Source organism: Rubrivivax albus (assembly GCF_004016515.1).
GTDB classification, from domain to species: Bacteria; Pseudomonadota; Gammaproteobacteria; order Burkholderiales; family Burkholderiaceae_C; genus Rubrivivax; species Rubrivivax albus.
On the sequence record NZ_SACT01000001.1, the window covers coordinates 1273373 to 1292057 of the forward strand.

At 69.2% G+C, this 18685-nt stretch carries 18 protein-coding genes and 1 pseudogene; 14 read left to right on the forward strand and 5 right to left on the reverse strand.

Annotation, left to right across the window (positions count from 1 at the left end; all coding sequences use genetic code 11):
• The first annotated feature begins 1 nt into the window (after position 1).
• Genes ENE75_RS05875 through ENE75_RS05900 form a run of 6 tightly spaced genes read left to right on the forward strand, consistent with a single transcriptional unit; the run spans position 2 to position 6583 of the window.
• Entirely contained in the window at positions 2–1057 is a 1056-nt protein-coding gene (locus tag ENE75_RS05875; RefSeq protein WP_128196516.1) for an alpha/beta fold hydrolase, read from the forward strand.
• The gene (locus ENE75_RS05880) at positions 1057–2514 is read left to right on the forward strand and encodes a hypothetical protein (RefSeq protein WP_128196519.1); all 1458 of its coding nucleotides are present in this window, start codon (positions 1057–1059) and stop codon (positions 2512–2514) included. Before ENE75_RS05875 ends, ENE75_RS05880 begins: the two co-directional genes overlap by 1 nt.
• Positions 2511–3410 carry an alpha/beta hydrolase gene (locus tag ENE75_RS05885; RefSeq protein WP_158288864.1) on the forward strand — a complete coding sequence of 300 codons (900 nt, stop codon included), beginning with the start codon at positions 2511–2513 and terminating at the stop codon, positions 3408–3410. Before ENE75_RS05880 ends, ENE75_RS05885 begins: the two co-directional genes overlap by 4 nt.
• A gap of 39 nt (positions 3411–3449) precedes the next feature.
• Positions 3450–3953: a polyhydroxyalkanoate synthesis repressor PhaR gene (gene phaR / locus ENE75_RS05890; RefSeq protein WP_128196523.1), complete on the forward strand. Its 504-nt coding sequence runs from the start codon at positions 3450–3452 to the stop codon at positions 3951–3953.
• 55 nt (positions 3954–4008) lie between these two features.
• Positions 4009–5385, forward strand: coding sequence for a 30S ribosomal protein S12 methylthiotransferase RimO (gene rimO / locus ENE75_RS05895; RefSeq protein WP_128196525.1), 1377 nt, complete (start codon positions 4009–4011; stop codon positions 5383–5385).
• Between the two features lie 22 nt (positions 5386–5407).
• On the forward strand, positions 5408–6583 hold the full coding sequence (locus ENE75_RS05900) for a cystathionine beta-lyase (protein ID WP_128196527.1): 1176 nt from the start codon (positions 5408–5410) through the stop codon (positions 6581–6583).
• A 24-nt stretch (positions 6584–6607) separates the two neighbouring features.
• On the opposite strand, the gene smpB is transcribed toward ENE75_RS05900, so the two are convergent.
• Entirely contained in the window at positions 6608–7066 is a 459-nt protein-coding gene (gene smpB, locus ENE75_RS05905) for an SsrA-binding protein SmpB (protein ID WP_128196529.1), read from the reverse strand.
• Positions 7067–7094: 28 nt separating this feature from the next.
• On the opposite strand from smpB, the gene ENE75_RS05910 reads away from it, so the two are divergent.
• Both ENE75_RS05910 and ENE75_RS05915 read left to right on the forward strand, forming a co-directional pair.
• Positions 7095–7547, forward strand: a complete 453-nt coding sequence (locus tag ENE75_RS05910; RefSeq protein WP_128196532.1) for a type II toxin-antitoxin system RatA family toxin — start codon at positions 7095–7097, stop codon at positions 7545–7547.
• Entirely contained in the window at positions 7534–7860 is a 327-nt protein-coding gene (locus ENE75_RS05915; protein WP_128196534.1) for an RnfH family protein, read from the forward strand. Before ENE75_RS05910 ends, ENE75_RS05915 begins: the two co-directional genes overlap by 14 nt.
• On the opposite strand, the gene ENE75_RS05920 is transcribed toward ENE75_RS05915, so the two are convergent.
• On the reverse strand, positions 7838–8335 hold the full coding sequence (locus ENE75_RS05920; RefSeq protein ID WP_128196537.1) for a DUF4124 domain-containing protein: 498 nt from the start codon (positions 8333–8335) through the stop codon (positions 7838–7840). The two genes, ENE75_RS05915 and ENE75_RS05920, sit on opposite strands and share 23 nt — an antisense overlap.
• A 110-nt stretch (positions 8336–8445) precedes the next feature.
• On the opposite strand from ENE75_RS05920, the gene guaB reads away from it, so the two are divergent.
• From guaB to ENE75_RS05940, 4 genes are all read left to right on the forward strand, one after another.
• A complete protein-coding gene (guaB, locus tag ENE75_RS05925) occupies positions 8446–9918 on the forward strand; it encodes an IMP dehydrogenase (protein ID WP_128196539.1) in 1473 nt (490 codons plus the stop codon).
• 50 nt (positions 9919–9968) lie between these two features.
• Positions 9969–11177, forward strand: a complete 1209-nt coding sequence (locus ENE75_RS05930) for an MFS transporter (RefSeq protein WP_128196541.1) — start codon at positions 9969–9971, stop codon at positions 11175–11177.
• Positions 11174–12760, forward strand: coding sequence for a glutamine-hydrolyzing GMP synthase (gene guaA / locus ENE75_RS05935; protein ID WP_128196543.1), 1587 nt, complete (start codon positions 11174–11176; stop codon positions 12758–12760). The genes ENE75_RS05930 and guaA overlap by 4 nt, the downstream gene beginning before the upstream one ends.
• A 353-nt stretch (positions 12761–13113) precedes the next feature.
• Positions 13114–14139: an MFS transporter gene (locus tag ENE75_RS05940; RefSeq protein ID WP_128196545.1), complete on the forward strand. Its 1026-nt coding sequence runs from the start codon at positions 13114–13116 to the stop codon at positions 14137–14139.
• A 216-nt stretch (positions 14140–14355) separates the two neighbouring features.
• Here ENE75_RS05940 and ENE75_RS05945 read toward each other — a convergent pair whose 3' ends face one another.
• The gene (locus tag ENE75_RS05945; RefSeq protein WP_510645184.1) at positions 14356–14940 is read right to left on the reverse strand and encodes an endonuclease/exonuclease/phosphatase family protein; all 585 of its coding nucleotides are present in this window, start codon (positions 14938–14940) and stop codon (positions 14356–14358) included.
• 2 nt (positions 14941–14942) lie between these two features.
• A pseudogene (locus ENE75_RS05950) lies at positions 14943–15122 on the reverse strand (thiamine pyrophosphate-binding protein); the annotation flags it as partial.
• 146 nt (positions 15123–15268) lie between these two features.
• Here ENE75_RS05950 and ENE75_RS05955 point away from each other — a divergent pair.
• Both ENE75_RS05955 and ENE75_RS05960 read left to right on the forward strand, forming a co-directional pair.
• Positions 15269–16735: a M81 family metallopeptidase gene (locus ENE75_RS05955; RefSeq protein WP_128196549.1), complete on the forward strand. Its 1467-nt coding sequence runs from the start codon at positions 15269–15271 to the stop codon at positions 16733–16735.
• Positions 16708–17829 carry a helix-turn-helix transcriptional regulator gene (locus tag ENE75_RS05960; protein WP_128196551.1) on the forward strand — a complete coding sequence of 374 codons (1122 nt, stop codon included), beginning with the start codon at positions 16708–16710 and terminating at the stop codon, positions 17827–17829. Before ENE75_RS05955 ends, ENE75_RS05960 begins: the two co-directional genes overlap by 28 nt.
• On the opposite strand, the gene ENE75_RS05965 is transcribed toward ENE75_RS05960, so the two are convergent.
• Positions 17754–18575 carry an alpha/beta hydrolase gene (locus ENE75_RS05965; RefSeq protein ID WP_128196553.1) on the reverse strand — a complete coding sequence of 274 codons (822 nt, stop codon included), beginning with the start codon at positions 18573–18575 and terminating at the stop codon, positions 17754–17756. The genes ENE75_RS05960 and ENE75_RS05965 overlap by 76 nt on opposite strands.
• Positions 18576–18685 lie beyond the last annotated feature (110 nt).

Genomic DNA, 18685 nt, shown 5'->3' on the forward strand with positions numbered 1-18685 from the left:
CATGCCGATGGTGCACGTCAACGGCGTCGACCTGAACGTCCTGCAGCTCGACGAGGGCGACGGGGCCCCGCGCGAGGACCTGATCATGGTCCACGGGCTGGCCACGAACATGGCGTTCTGGTACTTCAAGTACGCGGTACCGCTGTCGCAGCGTTTCCGCGTCACGCTGTACGACTTGCGCGGCCATGGCCGTTCGGCGATGCCCGACAGCGGCTACACACCGGCGACGCTGGGCGAGGACCTGGCCGCGCTGATGGACCACCTGGGCATCCGGAAGGCCCACCTGCTGGCGCACAGCTTCGGTGGCGTGGTGGCCCTGAACTTCGCCTGCGCCCACCCGGACCGCGTGCACAGCCTGGTGCTGGCGGATTCGCACTTCTCGGCCGGCCGGCGCATCCATGCCCGTGCCGAGTGGGCCTTCGGCCGTCGTGTGCAGCCGGTGCTGGACATGTACGGGCTCGACCTGGACGCGCAGGACCCGTACTTCGGCCCCCGCCTGCTGATGCGCGTGGCCGAGTGGCAGATCAACGGCTTCGACATCCCGCACGAACTCGGCGATCTCGTCAGCCCGCTGCTGGGCAAGACCGGCCGGCGCACGTCGGGCGAGTTCCTCAAGCTGATGAAGACGACCTCGGCCGAGCGCGAGATGACGGTGGACGACGGTCTGTCGCTCGAGCGCCTGCAGGCGCTGCAGTTCCCGATCATCGCGATGTACGGCGACAACTCGCCAGCCCGCCTGTCGGGGGCCGAACTGCTGGAGATCTGGCCGCACGCCACCTTCCGCCGCGTGCGCGACGCTGGTCACTTCTTCCCCACCGTGCGGCCGGCCGAGGTGCTGGCCGACTGCCTGCGCTTCTGGGACGGCGAGTTCGATCACTCGCATCGCCGCCCGCGGGCCGGCGAGCCCCGACGGGGCTGGTTCCGCAGCGACCGCGTGTTCCAGGCCACCGACGGCTGGTACTTCACGACGCGCAACGAGGAGCGCATGGGCCCGTTCGCCAGCCGCGACGCGGCAGCCGACCACCTTGCCAGCTTCCTGTCGGAAGTCGCCTCCTGATGCCGCACGTGAACCGGCTCGGCATGCACCCGGGCCTGAACAAGGACCATTTCAAGCTGATCGCCTACGGTGGCTTCGGCGACGGCCACAACTCCTACGCGCACTCTATGGTGTGGTGGAACGGGCGGCTGTATGTCAGCACCATCCGCGGCGCCTTTTCGCTGATGCGCAAGCGGCAGGCCGGCTCGCTGGGCCTGGACGTCTGGCCGGTGGAAGGCCCGGTCGACCCGTTCGAACTCGACCTCTGCGCCGAGATCTGGGCCTACGACCCGCGCCTGGACCTGTGGGAGCGCGCGTTCAAGTCGCCGATGATCGAAGGCACCGGTGGCGGCATGATTCCGCGCGAGGTGAGCTACCGCGCGATGACCACGCACCGCGAGGCCGCTGGGCGCGACCCGGTGCTCTACGCCTGCACCTGGTCGCCGGCACGCGGCCCTGGGCCGATCGTCCTGCGCAGCGACGACGGCCGGCGCTTCGAGCGCACCTGCGAGCCGGGGCTGGTGGGGCTGCAGGTCACCACCATCCGTTCGCTGGTGTCGTTCAAGGGCCGCCTGTACACCACGCCGGCCGGCTCGCGCGGTGGCAACCAGAACATCTCCGGCCACGTCGTCATCTACGAAAGCCGCGAGCCGCAGGCCGGGCAGTGGGAACCGGTCTGCGACTTCGCCTTCGGCGACCTGAGCAACAAGTCCATCCACGAGCTCTGCGGCTGGGGCGACTACCTCTACGCCGGCACGCTGAACCACAGCGGCTTCCAGCTCTGGCGCAGCCGCTGCGAGGGCGAGCCGCCCTACGAATGGGAGAAGGTGCTCGAACGTGGCGCCTGGCGCGGCAAGGAGAACCAGGGCGTGCTGAGCATGTGCGTGTTCAAGGACGCGCTGTACATCGGCACCGGCATCCAGGGCGGCGGCATCGACAAGCTCAACAACATCGGCCCGGCGCCGGCGGAACTGATCCGCGTGCACGAGGACGGCCGCTGGGACCTGATCGTCGGCGACCCGCGCGACACGCCCGACGGCCGCAAGGAGCCGCTGTCGGGCCGCCGCGCTGGCTTCGACACCTTCTTCAACGGCTACTTCTGGCGCATGTGCGAGCACGAGGGCTGGCTCTACATCGGCACCTTCGAATGGAGCGGCTGGCTGGGCTACGTGAAGCACAGCCGCTGGCCCGGCGCGTTTGCCAACCTGATGGCCTACGTGACGCCGAAGGCGATGTTCGAGAACACCACCGGCTTCGACATGTACCGCAGCTACGACGGCGAAAACTGGGTGCCGGTGTCGAACAACGGCCTGGGCAACCCGCACAACATGGGCCTGCGCACGCTGGAATCCACGCCCTACGGGCTGTTCGCCGGCACCGCCAATCCCTGGGGGCCGAACCTGATGCCGCTGGACGGCGACCGCTACGTCTTCAACCCGCGCGGCGGCTGCGAGGTCTTCCTCGGCCACCGGCCGTGAACACCGGGCTGCTCTGGCGCCTGGCGCGTGCGCGCCGTGGCGCCGATGGTCGGCGAGCGTGGGGCGATCAGGGCGGCGACCCGCTGCCGCAGCCGGGTACGGACTGCCAGCGCGACCTGGCCTACGGTGAGCACCCGCGCCAGCGCCTGGACCTGTACCGGCCGCACGGAACGTCCGGCGGCCCGCTGCCGCTGATCCTGTACGTGCACGGCGGCGGCTGGCGCCGGGGCGACAAGGCGTTGCCGCGCCTGCTGGACCACAAGCCGGCGCACTGGTCGAGACGGGGCTGGGCCTTTGCGGCGATGAACTACCGCCTCTGGCCCGAGGCAGACGTGCTGGCGCAGTGTGAAGACCTTGCACAGGCCATCGCCTTCCTGCAGCGGCGGGCCCAGCCCTTGGCGCTGGACCCTTCCCGGTTGATGCTGGTCGGCCACTCCGCCGGCGCGCAGCTGGCGGCGCTGCTGGTGGCGTCGCCTGCGCGCGTGGCGGCGGCCGGTGTCGTGCCCTGGCGAGGTACCGTGGTGGTCGACACTGCGGCGCTGGACATGGTGGAGGTGATGCAGCGCCCGCATTACCGCTTCTACGACCCGGTCTTCGGCCCCGACCCCGCCTACTGGGCCGCCGTGTCGGCCACGCGGGTGCTGGACGGCCCGCCGGCCACGCCGGTGCTGCTGGTGCACGGTGCAGCCCGCGACGATGCGCGGCGCGCGGCGCAGGGATTCGCCGAGCGCGCGCGCGCCTGCGGCGGGTCGGCCGCCGTGCTGCCGCTGCCGTTGGGGCACGGCGACCTCAACGACAGCCTGGGCATGCCCGGCCCGTGCACGCAGGCGATCGAGGCCTTTGCCGCTGATCCTCGGGGGGAAACCCTCCGCGGGCCCGGCGAGACCGCCTTCTAGAATGGATTGTTCCACGTCCAGCCCGCAGGAGATCCGCGCATGCCGTCGCCCCGACACGCTTCGTCCAAGCCCGACGAGGCGGCCGCACAGGGGCCGCGCGTCCTCAAGAAGTACCCCAACCGCCGGCTCTACGACACCCGCAGCAGCAGCTATATCACGCTGGCCGACGTCAAGCGCATGGTGCTGGCGGGCGAGGACTTCGAGGTGCGCGACGCCAAGACGGGCGAGGACCTGACGCGCAGCATCCTGCTGCAGATCATCCTGGAAGAGGAGTCCGGTGGCGTGCCGATGTTCAGCACGTCCATGCTGGCCAACATCATCCGCTTCTACGGCCACACGATGCAGGGGGCCATGGGCAGCATGCTCGAGCGCAACCTGCAGGCCTTTGCCGAGATGCAGAAGCAGCTGGTCAGCGGGCAGGCGCCGCTGATGCAGAACCTGATGGGCAGCTACCTGGAGCAGTCGCGCGCCATGTTCGACAAGATGCAGGAACAGATGACGCAGGCCGGCGCGGTGTTCCCGGGCTTCCCGCCCAAGCGCTGAACCCTGCGGCGCACGTGCCACTGGCCCCGGCGCCGGGCTGGGTGAAAATCGCGTGATGCCTGAAACCGCGCCCACCGTCGGCTTCGTCTCGCTCGGCTGCCCCAAGGCGCTGACCGATTCCGAGCTCATCCTCACCCAGCTCGCCGCCGAGGGCTACCGCACCAGCAAGACCTACGAGGGCGCCGACCTCGTCATCGTCAACACCTGCGGCTTCATCGACGCCGCGGTGCAGGAAAGCCTGGACACCATCGGCGAGGCCCTGGCCGCCAACGGCAAGGTCATCGTCACCGGCTGCCTGGGCGCCAAGCCCGCGACGGATGGCGGGGAGGGCGCTGGCACCCTGGTGCAGCAGGTGCACCCCAAGGTGCTGGCCGTCACCGGGCCGCACGCCACGCAGGAGGTGATGGACGCGGTGCACCGCCACGTGCCCAAGCCGCACGACCCGTTCGTGGACCTGGTCCCCGCCGCAGGCATCAAGCTCACGCCCAGGCACTACGCCTACCTGAAGATCAGCGAAGGCTGCAACCACCGCTGCACCTTCTGCATCATCCCCAGCATGCGCGGCGACCTGGTCTCGCGCCCGATGGGCGACGTGCTCGGCGAGGCGCGCGCCCTGTTCGAGTCAGGCGTGAAGGAGCTGCTGGTCGTCAGCCAGGACACCTCGGCCTACGGCGTGGACCTGAAGTACCGTACCGGCTTCTGGGACGGCAAGCCGGTGAAGACGCGGCTGTTCGAGCTGTGCGAGCAGCTTGGCGACCTGGCCGAAGCGCACGGCGCCTGGGTGCGGCTGCACTACGTCTATCCGTACCCGCACGTCGACGAGATCCTGCCGCTGATGGCAAGCGGCCGCATCCTGCCGTACCTGGACGTGCCGTTCCAGCACGCCCACCCCGACGTGCTCCGGCGCATGAAGCGCCCGGCCAGCGGCGAGCGCAACCTCGAGCGGCTGCAGCGCTGGCGCGAGATCTGCCCGCAGATCGTCGTGCGTTCGACCTTCATCGCCGGCTTCCCGGGCGAGACCGAGGCCGAGTTCGAGCATCTGCTGGACTTCCTGCGCGAGGCGCGCATCGACCGCGCGGGCTGCTTTGCCTACTCGCCCGTCGAAGGCGCCACGGCCAACGACCTGCCGGGTGCGCTGCCGGCCGAGGAGCGCGAGGCGCGCCGCGTGCGCTTCATGGCCGTGGCCGAGGAGGTGTCCGCGGCCAAGCTGCAGCAGCGCATCGGCGCCGAGATGCAGGTGCTGGTGGACAGCGCGCCGGCGCTGGGCCGTCGTGGCGGTGTCGGCCGCAGCTATGCCGATGCGCCGGAGATCGACGGCACGGTGCGCCTGCTGCCGCCTGAGAAGGCATCGAAGACGCTGAAGGTGGGCGAGTTCACACGCGCCCGCATCGTGGCTGCCGAGGGGCATGACCTCGTCGGCGTGCCGTTCTGACCGCATCCTCCGCACGACGACCATGGCTGCCCACGACCCCACCGCCCTGATCCATCACCCGTACCAGCCGCCAGCCGGCTTCGAGGCGCCACAGGCGGGGGTCTTCAAGGCTTCGACCGTGATCTTCCCGAACGTGGCCGCGATGCGCGCCCGCGACTGGAAGCACAAGCACGGCTACACCTACGGCCTTCACGGCACGCCCACCACGTTCACGCTGGAGGAGCGCATCGCGCACCTGGAGCACGGCCTGCAGTGCGTGCTGGCCCCGAGCGGCCTGGCGGCCATCGCGCTGGTGGACATGGCGCTGCTGCAGCATGGCGACGAGGTGCTGATCCCGGCCAACGCCTACGGGCCCGGCAAGGACTTCGCGGCGCAGCAGCTGGCCGGCTGGGGCATCACGCACCGCTTCTACGACCCGCTGGATGCCGCGGGTCTTGACGCGATGATCGGCCCGGCCACGAAGCTGGTCTGGCTGGAGGCGCCGGGGTCGGTGACGATGGAGTTCCCCGACCTGCGCGGGCTGGTGGCGGTGGCCCGGGCGCGTGGCGTGCGCACGGCGCTGGACAACACCTGGGGCGCGGGCATCGCCTTCGACGGCTTCGACCTCGGCCAGGGCCTGGGCTGCGACGTCGTGATGCAGGCGTTGACCAAGTTCCCCTCCGGCGGCGGCGACGTGCTGATGGGTTCGGTCACCACGCGCGACGAGGCGCTGCACCTGAAGATCAAGCTGGCGCACATGCGCCTGGGCCTGGGCGTGGCGGCCAACGACGCGGAGCTGGTGCTGCGTTCGCTGCCCAGCATCGCGCTGCGCTACCACGCGCATGACCGCGCCGCGCGCGCGCTGGCCGCCTGGCTGCAGCAGCGGCCGGAGATCGCGCGCGTGCTGCACCCGGCCTTGGAGGGCTCGCCGGGCCATGAGCACTGGCGCAGCCTGTGCACGGCGGCGGCCGGGCTGTTCTCTGTGGTCTTCGAACCGCGCTACACACCGGCCCAGGTGGACGGCTTCTGCGATGCGCTGCGGCTGTTCAAGCTCGGCTACTCCTGGGGCGGGCCAGTGAGCCTGGTCGTGCCCTACGACCTGAAGGCCATGCGCAACCCGGTGCCGTACGACGGCACGCTGGTGCGGTTCTCGATCGGGCTCGAAGAGGACGAAGCCCTGCGCGCTGACCTGGCCCAGGCGCTCGCCGGTCTGGGTTGATCGCCAGCCGCAGCCGGCGGCGCGTCACTTGGTCGAGATCTTGTGGCGCATCAGGCGCCCCTTTTCCCGCTGCCAGTCCTTCTCGCGTTCGCTCTCGCGCTTGTCGTGCTGCGCCTTGCCCTTGGCCAGCGCGATCTCGGCCTTCACGCGGCCGCCCTTGTAGTGCAGGTCCAGCGGCACCAGGGTGAAGCCCTTCTGCTCCACCTTGCCGATCAGCCGCCGGATCTCGTCCTTGTGCATCAGCAGCTTCTTCGTGCGGTCCGGCTCCGGGTGCACGTGGGTGGACGCGGTGCGCAGTGCGTTGATGCGCAGGCCGATCAGGTAGAGCTCGCCGTCGCGGATGACCACGTAGCCGTCGGTCAGCTGCACCTGGCCGGCGCGGATGGCCTTGACCTCCCAGCCCTGCAGCACCACGCCCGCCTCGAACTTCTCGTCGATGTGGTACTCGTGGCGGGCGCGGCGGTTTTCGGCGATCGGGGGCATGGGCGGGGGAAAACTAGAATCCGCGATTGTGAAGCACGTGAAGAAGTCGGTCCTGCTCTGGTACACGCCGCAGGAGATGTACGACCTGGTGACCGGTGTCGACCGCTACCCGGATTTCCTGCCCTGGTGCGACAGGGCCGAGGTGCTGACGCAGCACGACGACGGCATGACCGCGCGCATCGGCCTGCACTACATGGGGGTGCGACACGCCTTCACCACCCGCAACGTGCAGGTGCCGGGCCGTTCGGTGGAAGTGCAGCTGGTCGACGGCCCGTTCTCGCTGCTCGACGGCACCTGGCTCTTCCATCCGCTGGGCCGGCCCGGCAGCGAGGCCGAGGCCTGCAAGATCGAGTTCGACCTTCGCTACGCCTTCGCCAGCCCGGCGCTGGAGGCCGTGGTCAGCCCTGTGTTCGACCGCGTGGCCAACACCTTCGTCGACAGCTTCGTGCAGCGGGCGGAGCAGGTGCATGGTCCGCGTTGAGGTTGTCCACTGCCCGGTGGCGGGGCCGTCGGACCAGGTCGACCTGACGACGCTGGAACTGGATGAAGGTGCCACGGTGCAGGACGCGCTTCAGCACAGCGGGGTGCTGGCGCGCCATGGCCTGGACCTGGCGACGGTGGACGTAGGCGTCTGGTTCAAGACCTGCACGCTGCGGCAGGCATTGCGCGACCAGGACCAGGTTCAGGTCTACCGGCCGCTGACCGTGGACCCCAAGGAAGCGCGCCGGCAGCGCTACCGCAAGCGCGGCAAGACCGGCACGGGTGGCGCCGTCAGCGGCAGTCCGACGCGATGACCTCGCGTGCGCGGCGCGTCTCGGCGGCGCGCTGGCGGTCATCGAGGATCTCGCGCTCGCCCTTGTCGTTGTAGCGCGCGATGCGCTGCCCGGAATCCAGCGCCGCCAGGTGGGCGCGGGCATTGCGGCAGTTCTCGGCGCGCTGTTCTGCCAGCTTGGCGGCCTCGGCCTTCTCCTTGGCCGCCTGCTCCTGCGCGGCGGCGTCCTTGCGGGCCTGCAGCTCGCGGTCCACGCGCGGCACCACGGCCGGGGCCGACGCCGCCGAAGCAGCGGGCGACGCAGCTGCTGCGCGTGCCGCAGCCGGGTCGGGTCGCTGAAGGATGTTCTGCGGCGGCACGTCGCGCGGCGGCGGCAGGTCGCTGACAGTGATGCGCCCGTTGGCGTCCTTCCACTTCCACTGGGCCATGGCGGGCCCGGCCAGCAGGGTCAGGGCCAGGGCGGCGGTGAGCGCGGTCAGGGCAGGGCGCATCGTCATCCCGCAAGTGTAGGCCGCGTCGGCACCGGGGCTCGCGTGCAATGCGTCACGCGCGGCAGGGGGCGTGGTAACGGTCCGTATAATCGTGCTTTGCGTCTGGAGCTTTCCCCATGCGCCTTCTTGGCCAAGCGCTCACCTTCGACGATGTGTTGTTGGTGCCGGCGTTCTCGCAGGTGTTGCCGCGCGACACCTCCCTTGCCACCCGCCTGACGCGCAACATCGCGCTCAACCTGCCGCTGGTGTCGGCGGCCATGGACACCGTCACCGAAGCCCGCCTGGCGATCACCATCGCCCAGGAAGGCGGCATCGGCATCGTGCACAAGAATCTCACGCCGCAGCAGCAGGCCGCCGAGGTGGCGCGCGTCAAGCGCTACGAGTCCGGCGTGCTGCGCGACCCGATCACCGTGCGGCCGGATCAGACCGTGCGCGAGGTGATGGCGCTGCAGGAACAGTTCGGCTTCTCCGGCTTCCCGGTGGTCGAGGGGCGCACCGTGGTGGGCATCGTCACCAACCGCGACCTGCGCTTCGAGACCCGGCTCGACGCTCCGGTGCGCGACGTGATGACACCGCGCGAACGCCTCGTCACCGTGCTGGAAGGCGCATCGCTGGCCGAGGGCAAGGCACTGATGCACAAGCACCGCCTGGAGCGCGTGCTGGTGGTCAACAGCGCCTTCGAGCTGCGCGGCCTGATGACGGTGAAGGACATCACCAAGCAGACCAGCTTCCCCAATGCGGCCCGTGATGCGCAAGGCAAGCTGCGCGTCGGCGCCGCCGTGGGCGTGGGCGAGGGCACCGAGGAACGCGTGGAACTGCTGGTCAAGGCCGGCGTCGACGCCATCGTGGTGGACACCGCCCACGGTCACAGCGCCGGCGTCATCGAGCGCGTGCGCTGGGTGAAGAGGAACTACCCGCAGGTCGACGTCATCGGCGGCAACATCGCCACCGGCGCGGCCGCGCTGGCGCTGTGCGAGGCCGGGGCCGACGCGGTCAAGGTCGGCATCGGCCCGGGCTCGATCTGCACCACGCGCATCGTCGCCGGCGTCGGCGTGCCGCAGATCACCGCCATCGACAACGTGGCCACGGCGCTCAAGGGCAGCGGCGTGCCGCTGATCGCCGACGGCGGCATCCGCTACTCCGGCGACATCGCCAAGGCCATCGCCGCCGGCGCCAGCACGGTGATGATGGGTGGCATGTTCGCCGGCACGGAAGAGGCGCCGGGCGAGGTCATCCTGTTCCAGGGCCGCAGCTACAAGAGCTACCGCGGCATGGGCTCCATCGGCGCCATGAAGGCCGGCTCGGCCGACCGCTACTTCCAGGAAAACGACGAGACCACGAACCCGAATGCCGACAAGCTGGTGCCCGAGGGCATCGAGGGTCGGGTGCCCTACAAGGGTTCGCTGATCGCCATCGTGCACCAGATGGGCGGCGGCCTGAGGGCGTCGATGGGCTACTGCGGCTGCAGCACCATCGACGAGATGAAGGAGCGCGCGGAGTTCGTGCAGATCACCACCGCCGGCATCCGCGAAAGCCACGTGCACGACGTGCAGATCACCAAGGAAGCGCCGAACTACCGCGCCGACTGACCTTGAACGCCGAGGCCTTGAATGGCCGCCCAGCCGAAAGGCGGGCGGCCATGTCGTTCATCCTGATCGCGGTGCTGATCGACATGATCGCGATCGGGTTGATCGTGCCGGTACTGCCCTACATGGTGGGCCAGTTCACCGACGGCGCCGAGGCCCAGGCGCGCTGGTTCGCCATCGTGACCTTCACCTTCGGTGCCGCCAACTTCGTCGCCGCGCCCGTGCTCGGCGCGCTGTCGGACCGCTTCGGCCGCCGACCCGTGCTGCTGCTGGGCTTCAGCGGCCTGGCGCTGAGCTTCTTCGTCACCGGTCTGGCCACCGCGCTGTGGATGCTGGTGGCCGTGCGCGTGGTGGCCGGCGCCATGCAGGCCAACGCCGCCATCGCCAACGCCTACGTGGCCGACATTTCCACGCCAGAGCAGCGGGCCGCGCGCATGGGCCTGGTGGGTGCGATGTTTGGCGTCGGCTTCATCCTCGGCCCCGCCCTGGGCGGCGTGCTCGGTGACATCGACGTGCGTCTGCCGTTCTTTGCCGCCGGCGCGCTGGCCGTGGCCAACGGCCTGTACGGGTACTTCGTGCTGCCGGAGTCTCTGCCCAAGGCGCGCCGGCGCCCTTTCACCTGGCGTGGAGCCCACCCGCTGGCGGCCATGCAGACGCTGGCGCGCAACCCCGGGATCGGCTGGCTGGCCGCGGCCATCGCGCTGGCCACGCTGGCGCAGTTCACGATGCACTCCAGCTGGGTGCTGTACACGCACTTCCGCTTCGGTTGGGGGCCGGCCGAGGTGGGCTGGTCGCTGTTCGTCGTCGGGTTGATGTCGGCCCTGGTGCAGGGCGTGCTGCTGCGCCACCTGCTCAAACGCTTCTCGCCGCGCCGGCTGGCCGCGTGGGGGCTGGCGATGGGCGCCGTCACCTACGCCGCCTTCGGCGCCATCACCGAGGGCTGGATGATGTACGTCGTCATCGTTGTCGGCACCCTGCTGGGCGGCGGGGCGACGGCCTCGCTGCAGAGCATCGTGTCCAACGCCGCCGACGCCGAGCGCCAGGGCGAGGTCATGGGCGCCCTGGCCTCGGTCAACAGCCTGATGGCCGTGCTGGCGCCGGCCACGGCCGGGCCGCTGCTGGTGCTGATCTCGCACCGCCAACCCGACGACTGGCTGATCGGCCTGCCGTTCTTCGCCTGCGCGCTGCTGCAGGCGGCGGCCGCCGTCATCGCGATCCGCTTCTTCACCGCCCGGCGCCGAGCCGCGGCCCAGCCCGCATGAACCACGACCGCATCCTCATCCTCGACTTCGGCTCCCAGGTCACGCAGCTGATCGCGCGCCGCGTGCGCGAGGCGCACGTCTATTGCGAGATCCACCCGAACGACGTCAACGATGCCTTCGTGCGCGAGTTCGCGCCCAAGGCCATCATCCTCAGCGGCAGCCACGCCAGCACCTACGAGGACCACCAGCTGCGCGCGCCGCAGGCGGTGTGGGACCTGGGCGTGCCGGTGCTGGGCATCTGCTACGGCATGCAGACCATGGCGGCGCAGCTCGGCGGCACCGTGGAATGGAGCGACCACCGCGAGTTCGGCTATGCCGAGGTGCGCGCGCGTGGCCACACGAAACTGCTGGACGGCATCGAGGACTTCCGCACCGCCGAGGGTCACGGCATGCTCAAGGTGTGGATGAGCCACGGCGACAAGGTCACCGTGCTGCCGCCGGGCTTCAAGCTGATGGCCAGCACGCCCAGCTGCCCGATCGCCGGCATGGCCGACGAGGCGCGCGGCTACTACGCGGTGCAGTTCCACCCGGAGGTCACGCACACGGCGCAGGGGCGCGCGATGCTCGAGCGCTTCGTGCTGCAGATCGCCGGCGCCAAGCCCGACTGGGTGATGCGCGACCACATCGCCGAGGCGGTCGAGGCCATCCGCGCGCAGGTCGGCGACGAGGAGGTGATCCTGGGCCTGTCCGGCGGCGTCGACTCCAGCGTGGCTGCGGCGCTGATCCACCGCGCCATCGGCGACCAGCTCACCTGCGTCTTCGTCGACCACGGCCTGCTGCGGCTGAACGAAGGCCGGATGGTGATGGACATGTTCGCCGGCCGGCTGCATGCCAAGGTGGTGCACGTGGACGCGAGCGAGCAGTTCCTCGGCCACCTGCAGGGTGTGTCCGACCCCGAGGCGAAGCGCAAGATCATCGGCCGCGAGTTCGTCGAGGTCTTCCAGCGCGAGGCGAAGAAGCTGTCGAACGCCAAGTGGCTGGCCCAGGGCACGATCTACCCCGACGTCATCGAATCCGGCGGCGCCAAGACCAAGAAGGCCACCACGATCAAGAGCCACCACAACGTCGGCGGCCTGCCCGAGACGCTGGGGCTGAAGCTGCTGGAGCCGCTGCGCGACCTGTTCAAGGACGAGGTGCGCGAGCTTGGCGTGGCCCTGGGCCTGCCGCCGGAGATGGTCTACCGCCACCCGTTCCCGGGCCCGGGCCTGGGCGTGCGCATCCTGGGGGAGGTCAAGCGCGAGTACGCCGAACTGCTGCAGCGCGCCGACGCCATCTTCATCGACGAACTGCGCGCCGCCATCGACCCGGCCACCGGCAGGAGCTGGTACGACCTGACCAGCCAGGCCTTTGCCGTCTTCCTGCCGGTCAAGAGCGTGGGCGTGATGGGCGACGGCCGCACCTACGACTACGTGGTGGCCCTGCGCGCCGTGCAGACCAGCGACTTCATGACCGCGGACTGGGCCGAGCTCCCGTACAGCCTGCTGAAGAAGACCTCCGGCCGCATCATCAACGAGGTGCGCGGCATCAACCGCGTGACCTACGACGTGAGCTCCAAGCCGCCGGCGACGATCGAGTGGGAATGAGCCAACATCGTCCCAAGGTGTTTCCGGTCATCCCAGAGCAATCCGATTTCACTGTAGGGACAAGGACTTAGAGTCCAGAAGCGTCTCGCACGATCCAGTGCGGTCCCAGACGTTCTGACGGTTGATCTGACGGTATCCGAGCACCTACGCTTGCAGGCCATCGGCGATACCGTCGGACTCCGTGACGGTATCCCGGCCCTGCGACAGGCAGTGGATTGGAGACCTCATGGACATCTCGGCGGATCGGGCGCGCCCCACGCCCGCAAGCGCGAAGGCTCGACAGGGTTTGACGGACGCCAAGCTGCGCGACCTGGCGCCACGCGAGCGGGCGTACAAGGTCAGCGACGGCGGCAATGGCCATCGCTCTGGCGCTGATCCCCGAGCTGTTCCGCGGCCAGAAACGGCATCTGGCCAACTCGCTCATGCTGCTGGCGGGGCGGCTGGGCGTGGGTCTGGTCGTCGCAATGTGCGGCTGGCTGCTCGTTGCCGTCGACACCTGGCGAGGCCTGCTGCCCGATGCCTTGCAGCCGCTGTCCAACTGGCGGTTGACCCTGCTGGCGGCTGCGCTGCCTGGCCTTGTGCTGGTGCCGCTGATCCTGACGATGCCACTCCTGCGCGCCCGGCGGGCGGCCGGACCGGACGAGGTGCCGGATGCGCTGGCGTCAAGCCGTCGGGACGCAAGCGTCGCGCCAGCGGGCACGGCGGTGCTGCCCTTCCTGGCTCGCCACAAGCTGGCGTTCGCCAGCTTCTACTTCGGCGTCGCGTCGATGGTCCTCGGCATTGGCGCGGTGATGAACTTCGCCCCCGTGGTCGCAATGCGGCAGATGTCGGCCACGCCCTTGCAGGTGGCCAACACGATGGGCGCGGCCATGCTCGTGGCCACCGTGACTGGCTTCCTGATCGCCCAGGTGGGATACCGGCAACTGTTGCCACGCCTCGGTCCGCGTTTGCCGGCCATGAGCCTGCTGGCGGCCGCCGCGCTCGGGCTGCTGATGGCCGCAGGCGTGCTGTTGGCCCGGTCTCCGACGCAACTGTTCGTCTGCGTCGGACTCTTCATGACGACCGTGATGGCAGGGACACTCCTGTTCCCGCTGGCGCTGCAGGAGATGGCGCCAGCGCCGCTGCGCGGTCGGCTGGCGGCGATCGCGGTCACGCTCAACATCGTGCTGGGCTCGCTCGGACCGGCCGTGGTCGGCGCGGTGTCCGACCGCCTGAAGGAGCAGCCCAATGGTCTGTTGCTGGCGATGGTGGGCGTGACTTGTCTGGCCATGCTCCTGTCCATGTTGTTGCTTCTGCCTCTCCAGCACCGCTATGTCCAAACGGTGTCTGCGGCGAGGCATGCCGAGTGCGTCACCGATCCAAGGGGCGCCGCTGCCTGAATGGGCGCCCTTGTTGGGCGAGACCCGCAGTGGCGCTACTTCCGCTGTTGGTGGTGTGGGGAAACCGAGTTTTAGGGCCCCGCATGTCCAGGACCGGTCAGCGGACGACCGGCCCAGCGGCTCGCGCGGCGCAAGCGGGGTTCGGTACCCTTGGCGCCTGAAGCTTCTTGCCGTCAATCGCTTGGGTACGGTCAGTAACGAGCCTGGCGTCTGGGCTCAGAGATCCAGCACCACCCATGCAGGATCGTGGTCCGAGCCATCACCGCCGTGTCTTGTCCGCCGGTCGATGTGCGCTGACAGCAGCCTGGGCGCCAGCGTGCTGGAGAGCCACACCTGGTCGAACAGTTCGTAGCGGGGCGGCTCCGCCCCGGGCGGGTTGTAGCGGTGGGTCCAGACGGGGCTGGCCGGTCCCGGGCCCTGGCCTGGCGTCTCGGCCTTGGCGGGCCGCGTCTCGACCGCGGCGGCCAAAGCGTTGACCAGCGGGTCGCCGTCGACCGAGAGCATCGGGGCCAGGAACGGGCTGTCCGGTGGGTCGTTCATGTCGCCGACGAGCATGAACTTCGCACCCCGTCGCTCCTCGGCCGACAGGATGCGGGCAATGGACTCTGCCTGCCGCCGCCGGCGTGCGTTGGCCCGGGCCGCGCCTTCGACCGGGTCTTCGTCATGGGGCACGAAGTGGCTTTTCAGGTGCGTGTTGTAGATGGTCAGCAGCTTGCTGCCATCGGGGTCCAGCACGCGCACGGCCAGCAGGTCGCGGCCGAACACCCGCTTCTCCGGCTCCTCGGGGTGGGTGGCGATCAGGAACGAGGTTCTGCATGCAAAGCGTCGAACAAGGGCGGCACGGCGCCGCCTGGATAGCCGAACACGGTGTCGACCCCGAGGTCGAGCAAGGTACGAATCAGTAACGCTGCGCCCGTCATCGGTGCGTCTGTCTGGGGTGACCAGGTGGTGGTCGAAGGCGGTGGGTAGTGGGCGACACTCATGTCGCCTCAATGTTCCAGCGATCGCCTGACGCGCCAACCCGGAGCACGGGGCTCCCAAAGCATCCACCCGCTTTGCCTAAGCCTGCGATACACCCGCACCGGACAATCCGACCGACAGCGGCGGCCGTAAACGGAGGATCGCGCCCTTGAAAGTCTTCACCGCCACCCTCGCCACCGAGACGAACACCTTCGCGTCCATGCCCACGGGCATGCAGGCCTACCGCGACTTCGCCTACTTTCCGGCTGGTACGCATCCGCGTGAAATGAGCCTGTTTGCCGGGCCGCTGTGGGCCGCCCGGCAGCTGGCGCCGCAGCGGGGCTGGCAATTAGCCGAAGGTCTGGTCGCGGCGGCGCAACCGGCCGGGCCGACGACGCGATCGACCTACGAGTCCTTGCGGGATCAGCTGCTTGCAGACCTGAAGCGCGCGATGCCGGTGGACGTGGTCGCGCTCGGCCTGCACGGCGCGATGGTGGCCGACGGCTACCCCGACTGCGAAGGCGACCTGCTGTCCCGCGTGCGGGCCTTGGTGGGCCGCGACGTGGTCGTCGGCGCGGAGCTCGACCCGCACTGCCATCTCAGCCCGGCGATGGTCGAATGCGCCAACGTGCTGGTCGCGTTCAAGGAATACCCGCACACCGACATCGCCGAGCGGGCCTTCGATCTGCTGCACCTGTGCGAGGCCCAGGCTCGCGGGCGCCTGAGGCCCGTGGCGGCGGTCGTGGACTGCCAGATGATCGTCACGATGCACACGACACGAGAACCGGCACGGGGCTTTGTGGAACGCATCAAGGCGCTGGAGGGCCGCGACGGCATAGTATCAATCTCGATCGTGCACGGCTTTCCTTGGGGCGACGTGGCGGACATGGGCACCCAGATGCTCGTCTACGCCGATGGCGACGCCGCAGCCGCGCAGCGATGTGCCCGCCGGCTGGCTGATCAGTTGATCGACATGCGGGAACAACTGCGTGTGGTGTACCCGACCATCGACGAAGCGCTGGACCAGGCCCTGGTGAGCCCTGCCGGCCCGGTGGTGCTCGCCGATGGCGCCGACAACCCGGGCGGCGGCGCGCCGTCGGATTCGACCTTCATCCTGCGCCGCGTGCTCGAGCGGCAGATCCGGCCGGCGGCGTTCGGGCCGCTGTGGGACCCGATTGCCGTCCGGGTCGCGTTCGAGGCAGGCGTCGGGTCCCACCTTCATCTGCGCATCGGCGGCAAGATGGGGCCGGAATCGGGCGATCCGGTGGACCTGCGCTGCACGGTCATGGCCCTGCGCGAGAACCTCGTGATGACCGGCCTGGGCGGGTCGGCCACGCCCATGGGCGACTGCGCCCTGATTGAAGGCGCGGGCGACAGCGCCGGTGTGCAGATCGTCCTGGTCAGTGGGCGCAACCAGGCCATGCACACGGACCTGTTCACCCAGCTCGGCTGCAAGCTGCAGGAACAACGGCTCATCGTCCTGAAGTCGATGCAGCACTTCCACGCGGCGTTTGCACCGCTGGCATCTCGCGTCATCTACGTCGGCGCCCCAGGCGCGCTGAGCTTTGACGTGGCCCGCATGCCTTATCAGAATGTGCGCAGGCCCAAGTGGCCGTTATCTGGCGCACCCGACTGACCGAATCCGATTTGAGACACGCCCGTTCTTCCGCGCAGCATCGTCACGAGCATGCAGCCGATGCGATCGCGCAGCTATTGGGCGACCGCAAGCGACTGCCTCGCGCATGGACCACGACAGGTGGCGCCGAGATCATCGACGTCGGGCCGGGCGTCGTGCGTTTGCGCGGCCGCCTGGAGAAGACCGCCTGGCAGGGGCTGGTGTGCCGCCTGTCGCATGGGATGGACCTGGCCGTCGTGGAGATGGACCCCACGACGCCGCTGTGCATCAGCAGCGAAGGCAACAACGAGTTTGTGCTGCACGTCGTGGTGGCAGGACGCCTGGAAGTCGAACGGACAGCCGAAGGCGACGGCGAAGGGGCGCAGGCCGGCGCTCACGCCTTCGCGGCGGGGCAGGCGTCCCTGTCGATCCGTGAGCCGGGTCGCACCTATGCGGCGCACTTACCCGCAGGTTCTCCGTTCAGAGTCATACGACTATCGTGCGCACCCCAGCGTCTTGCCGACGACTTCGGCCTTCCGGGCGGCGTTGATCGGCTGCGGGAGGTCTTCGCGGCGCCGCAGGTCATGCCGCTGGATCGCGCGGCTGTGAAGACGGCCAACGAGATCATCGGGACGGACCCAGCGAGTCCGCTCGGGACGATGCTGCTCGAAGGCAAGGCTCTCGAACTGTTGGGCAACCTGATGTTGCCGTGGCTGGCACGTGCGGAGCAACCGCCCAGCGATGCGCGGCAAGCAAAGTGGCAAGACCAACAAAGGCTGGCCACGGCGCGCAGCCTGGTGGAACTGCACCTGGAAGACGCCTTGTCGATTCCCGCGCTCGCCGTGCGAGTGGCCACCACCGAGACCAAGCTGCGCAAGCTCTATCGGCAACACTTCGGTGTTTCGATCTCGGAGCACCGGATGCAGCTTCGGATGGACAGGGCGATGAAGCTGCTGCAGGAAGGCCTGCACACGGTCTCCGAGATTGCCTACCTCACCGGTTACAAGCACCACAGCAGCTTCACGGCTGCTTTCAGCAGCTACTTCGGCTGCTCACCCAGCGCCATCAACGCCCGGATGGAACGGGACAGGGCGGCACCGAGCACGGACGCATGAGTCTCACCGGGATGAACGTGATGTTGCACGTTGCCGTGCAGTCCCTGTAGCGCTCCGGCCAGCTCTGCAGCGTTGGCCGTCATCGACTCCAGATCGGTGCCGGGCACGTCTTCACGGTCACCCGCGCAGATCACGATGCGCGTGTCCAGGGGCAACCATCCGGCGGACAGGCCGTCGAACTCGCGGATCATGCGGCGGTCCTGGTCACCAAGTCGCGGACTGATGATCCCGTAGCCCCTGAACAGGGTCGGCGCGTCCCGCAGCAGGCGGGTGACGAAGAGTCCTGCAAGCGACACGCCAATCAGGTTGAAGGCAGATCGCTTCGCTTGGGTGGTCGCTTCGATGAACGGCAGCACCTCCTCCACAAGCGCCTGGCGAAAGCGCAGCCCCTGGCCGCTGACCCAGTTCTGCGGGTAGGGTGCCGGCAGTGCAATCGGCCACGGGCTGAAATAGCGGATGCGGCGCTCGGCGTAGACGTCGATGGCCTCACCTCCTTCGAAGCCCAGGCCCACCACCCAGTGCGGTGGCACCTCGCCGGTCACCTGCAGAAGCCGGGACAGGCCGGCGGCAACGGGGTAGTGCAGGTCCGCGTCGAGCAACAGAAGCAGAGGATGCGGCCCGTCCGTCATCGGCGGCCCGAACGCGATCGGGGCCGGCGGCATCACGTCCAGACGAAGGCGAACCTCGCCGCCGAGGATGGGCAGCAGGTAGCTGGTGCCATGAGGAAGTCGGGTTTCGATCCGCATCGATCTTGGCCTCTGTCGGTGCTGGGCTCAATGTAGGTGCGCCATCCGCTGCCGGGCTACCGCGGATCGGCGCTTCGCTTTGGCTGCGTGGCTACGGGCATACCCGGTGT

Coding starts and splice junctions, on each gene's coding strand:
- ENE75_RS05875 (WP_128196516.1), top strand. CDS start 2: ATGCCGATGGTGCACGTCAACGGCGTCGACCTGAACGTCCTGCAGCTC.
- ENE75_RS05880 (WP_128196519.1), top strand. CDS start 1,057: ATGCCGCACGTGAACCGGCTCGGCATGCACCCGGGCCTGAACAAGGAC.
- phaR (WP_128196523.1), top strand. CDS start 3,450: ATGCCGTCGCCCCGACACGCTTCGTCCAAGCCCGACGAGGCGGCCGCA.
- rimO (WP_128196525.1), top strand. CDS start 4,009: ATGCCTGAAACCGCGCCCACCGTCGGCTTCGTCTCGCTCGGCTGCCCC.
- ENE75_RS05900 (WP_128196527.1), top strand. CDS start 5,408: ATGGCTGCCCACGACCCCACCGCCCTGATCCATCACCCGTACCAGCCG.
- smpB (WP_128196529.1), bottom strand. CDS start 7,066: ATGCCCCCGATCGCCGAAAACCGCCGCGCCCGCCACGAGTACCACATC.
- ENE75_RS05915 (WP_128196534.1), top strand. CDS start 7,534: ATGGTCCGCGTTGAGGTTGTCCACTGCCCGGTGGCGGGGCCGTCGGAC.
- ENE75_RS05920 (WP_128196537.1), bottom strand. CDS start 8,335: ATGACGATGCGCCCTGCCCTGACCGCGCTCACCGCCGCCCTGGCCCTG.
- guaB (WP_128196539.1), top strand. CDS start 8,446: ATGCGCCTTCTTGGCCAAGCGCTCACCTTCGACGATGTGTTGTTGGTG.
- ENE75_RS05930 (WP_128196541.1), top strand. CDS start 9,969: ATGTCGTTCATCCTGATCGCGGTGCTGATCGACATGATCGCGATCGGG.
- guaA (WP_128196543.1), top strand. CDS start 11,174: ATGAACCACGACCGCATCCTCATCCTCGACTTCGGCTCCCAGGTCACG.
- ENE75_RS05940 (WP_128196545.1), top strand. CDS start 13,114: ATGGCCATCGCTCTGGCGCTGATCCCCGAGCTGTTCCGCGGCCAGAAA.
- ENE75_RS05965 (WP_128196553.1), bottom strand. CDS start 18,575: ATGCGGATCGAAACCCGACTTCCTCATGGCACCAGCTACCTGCTGCCC.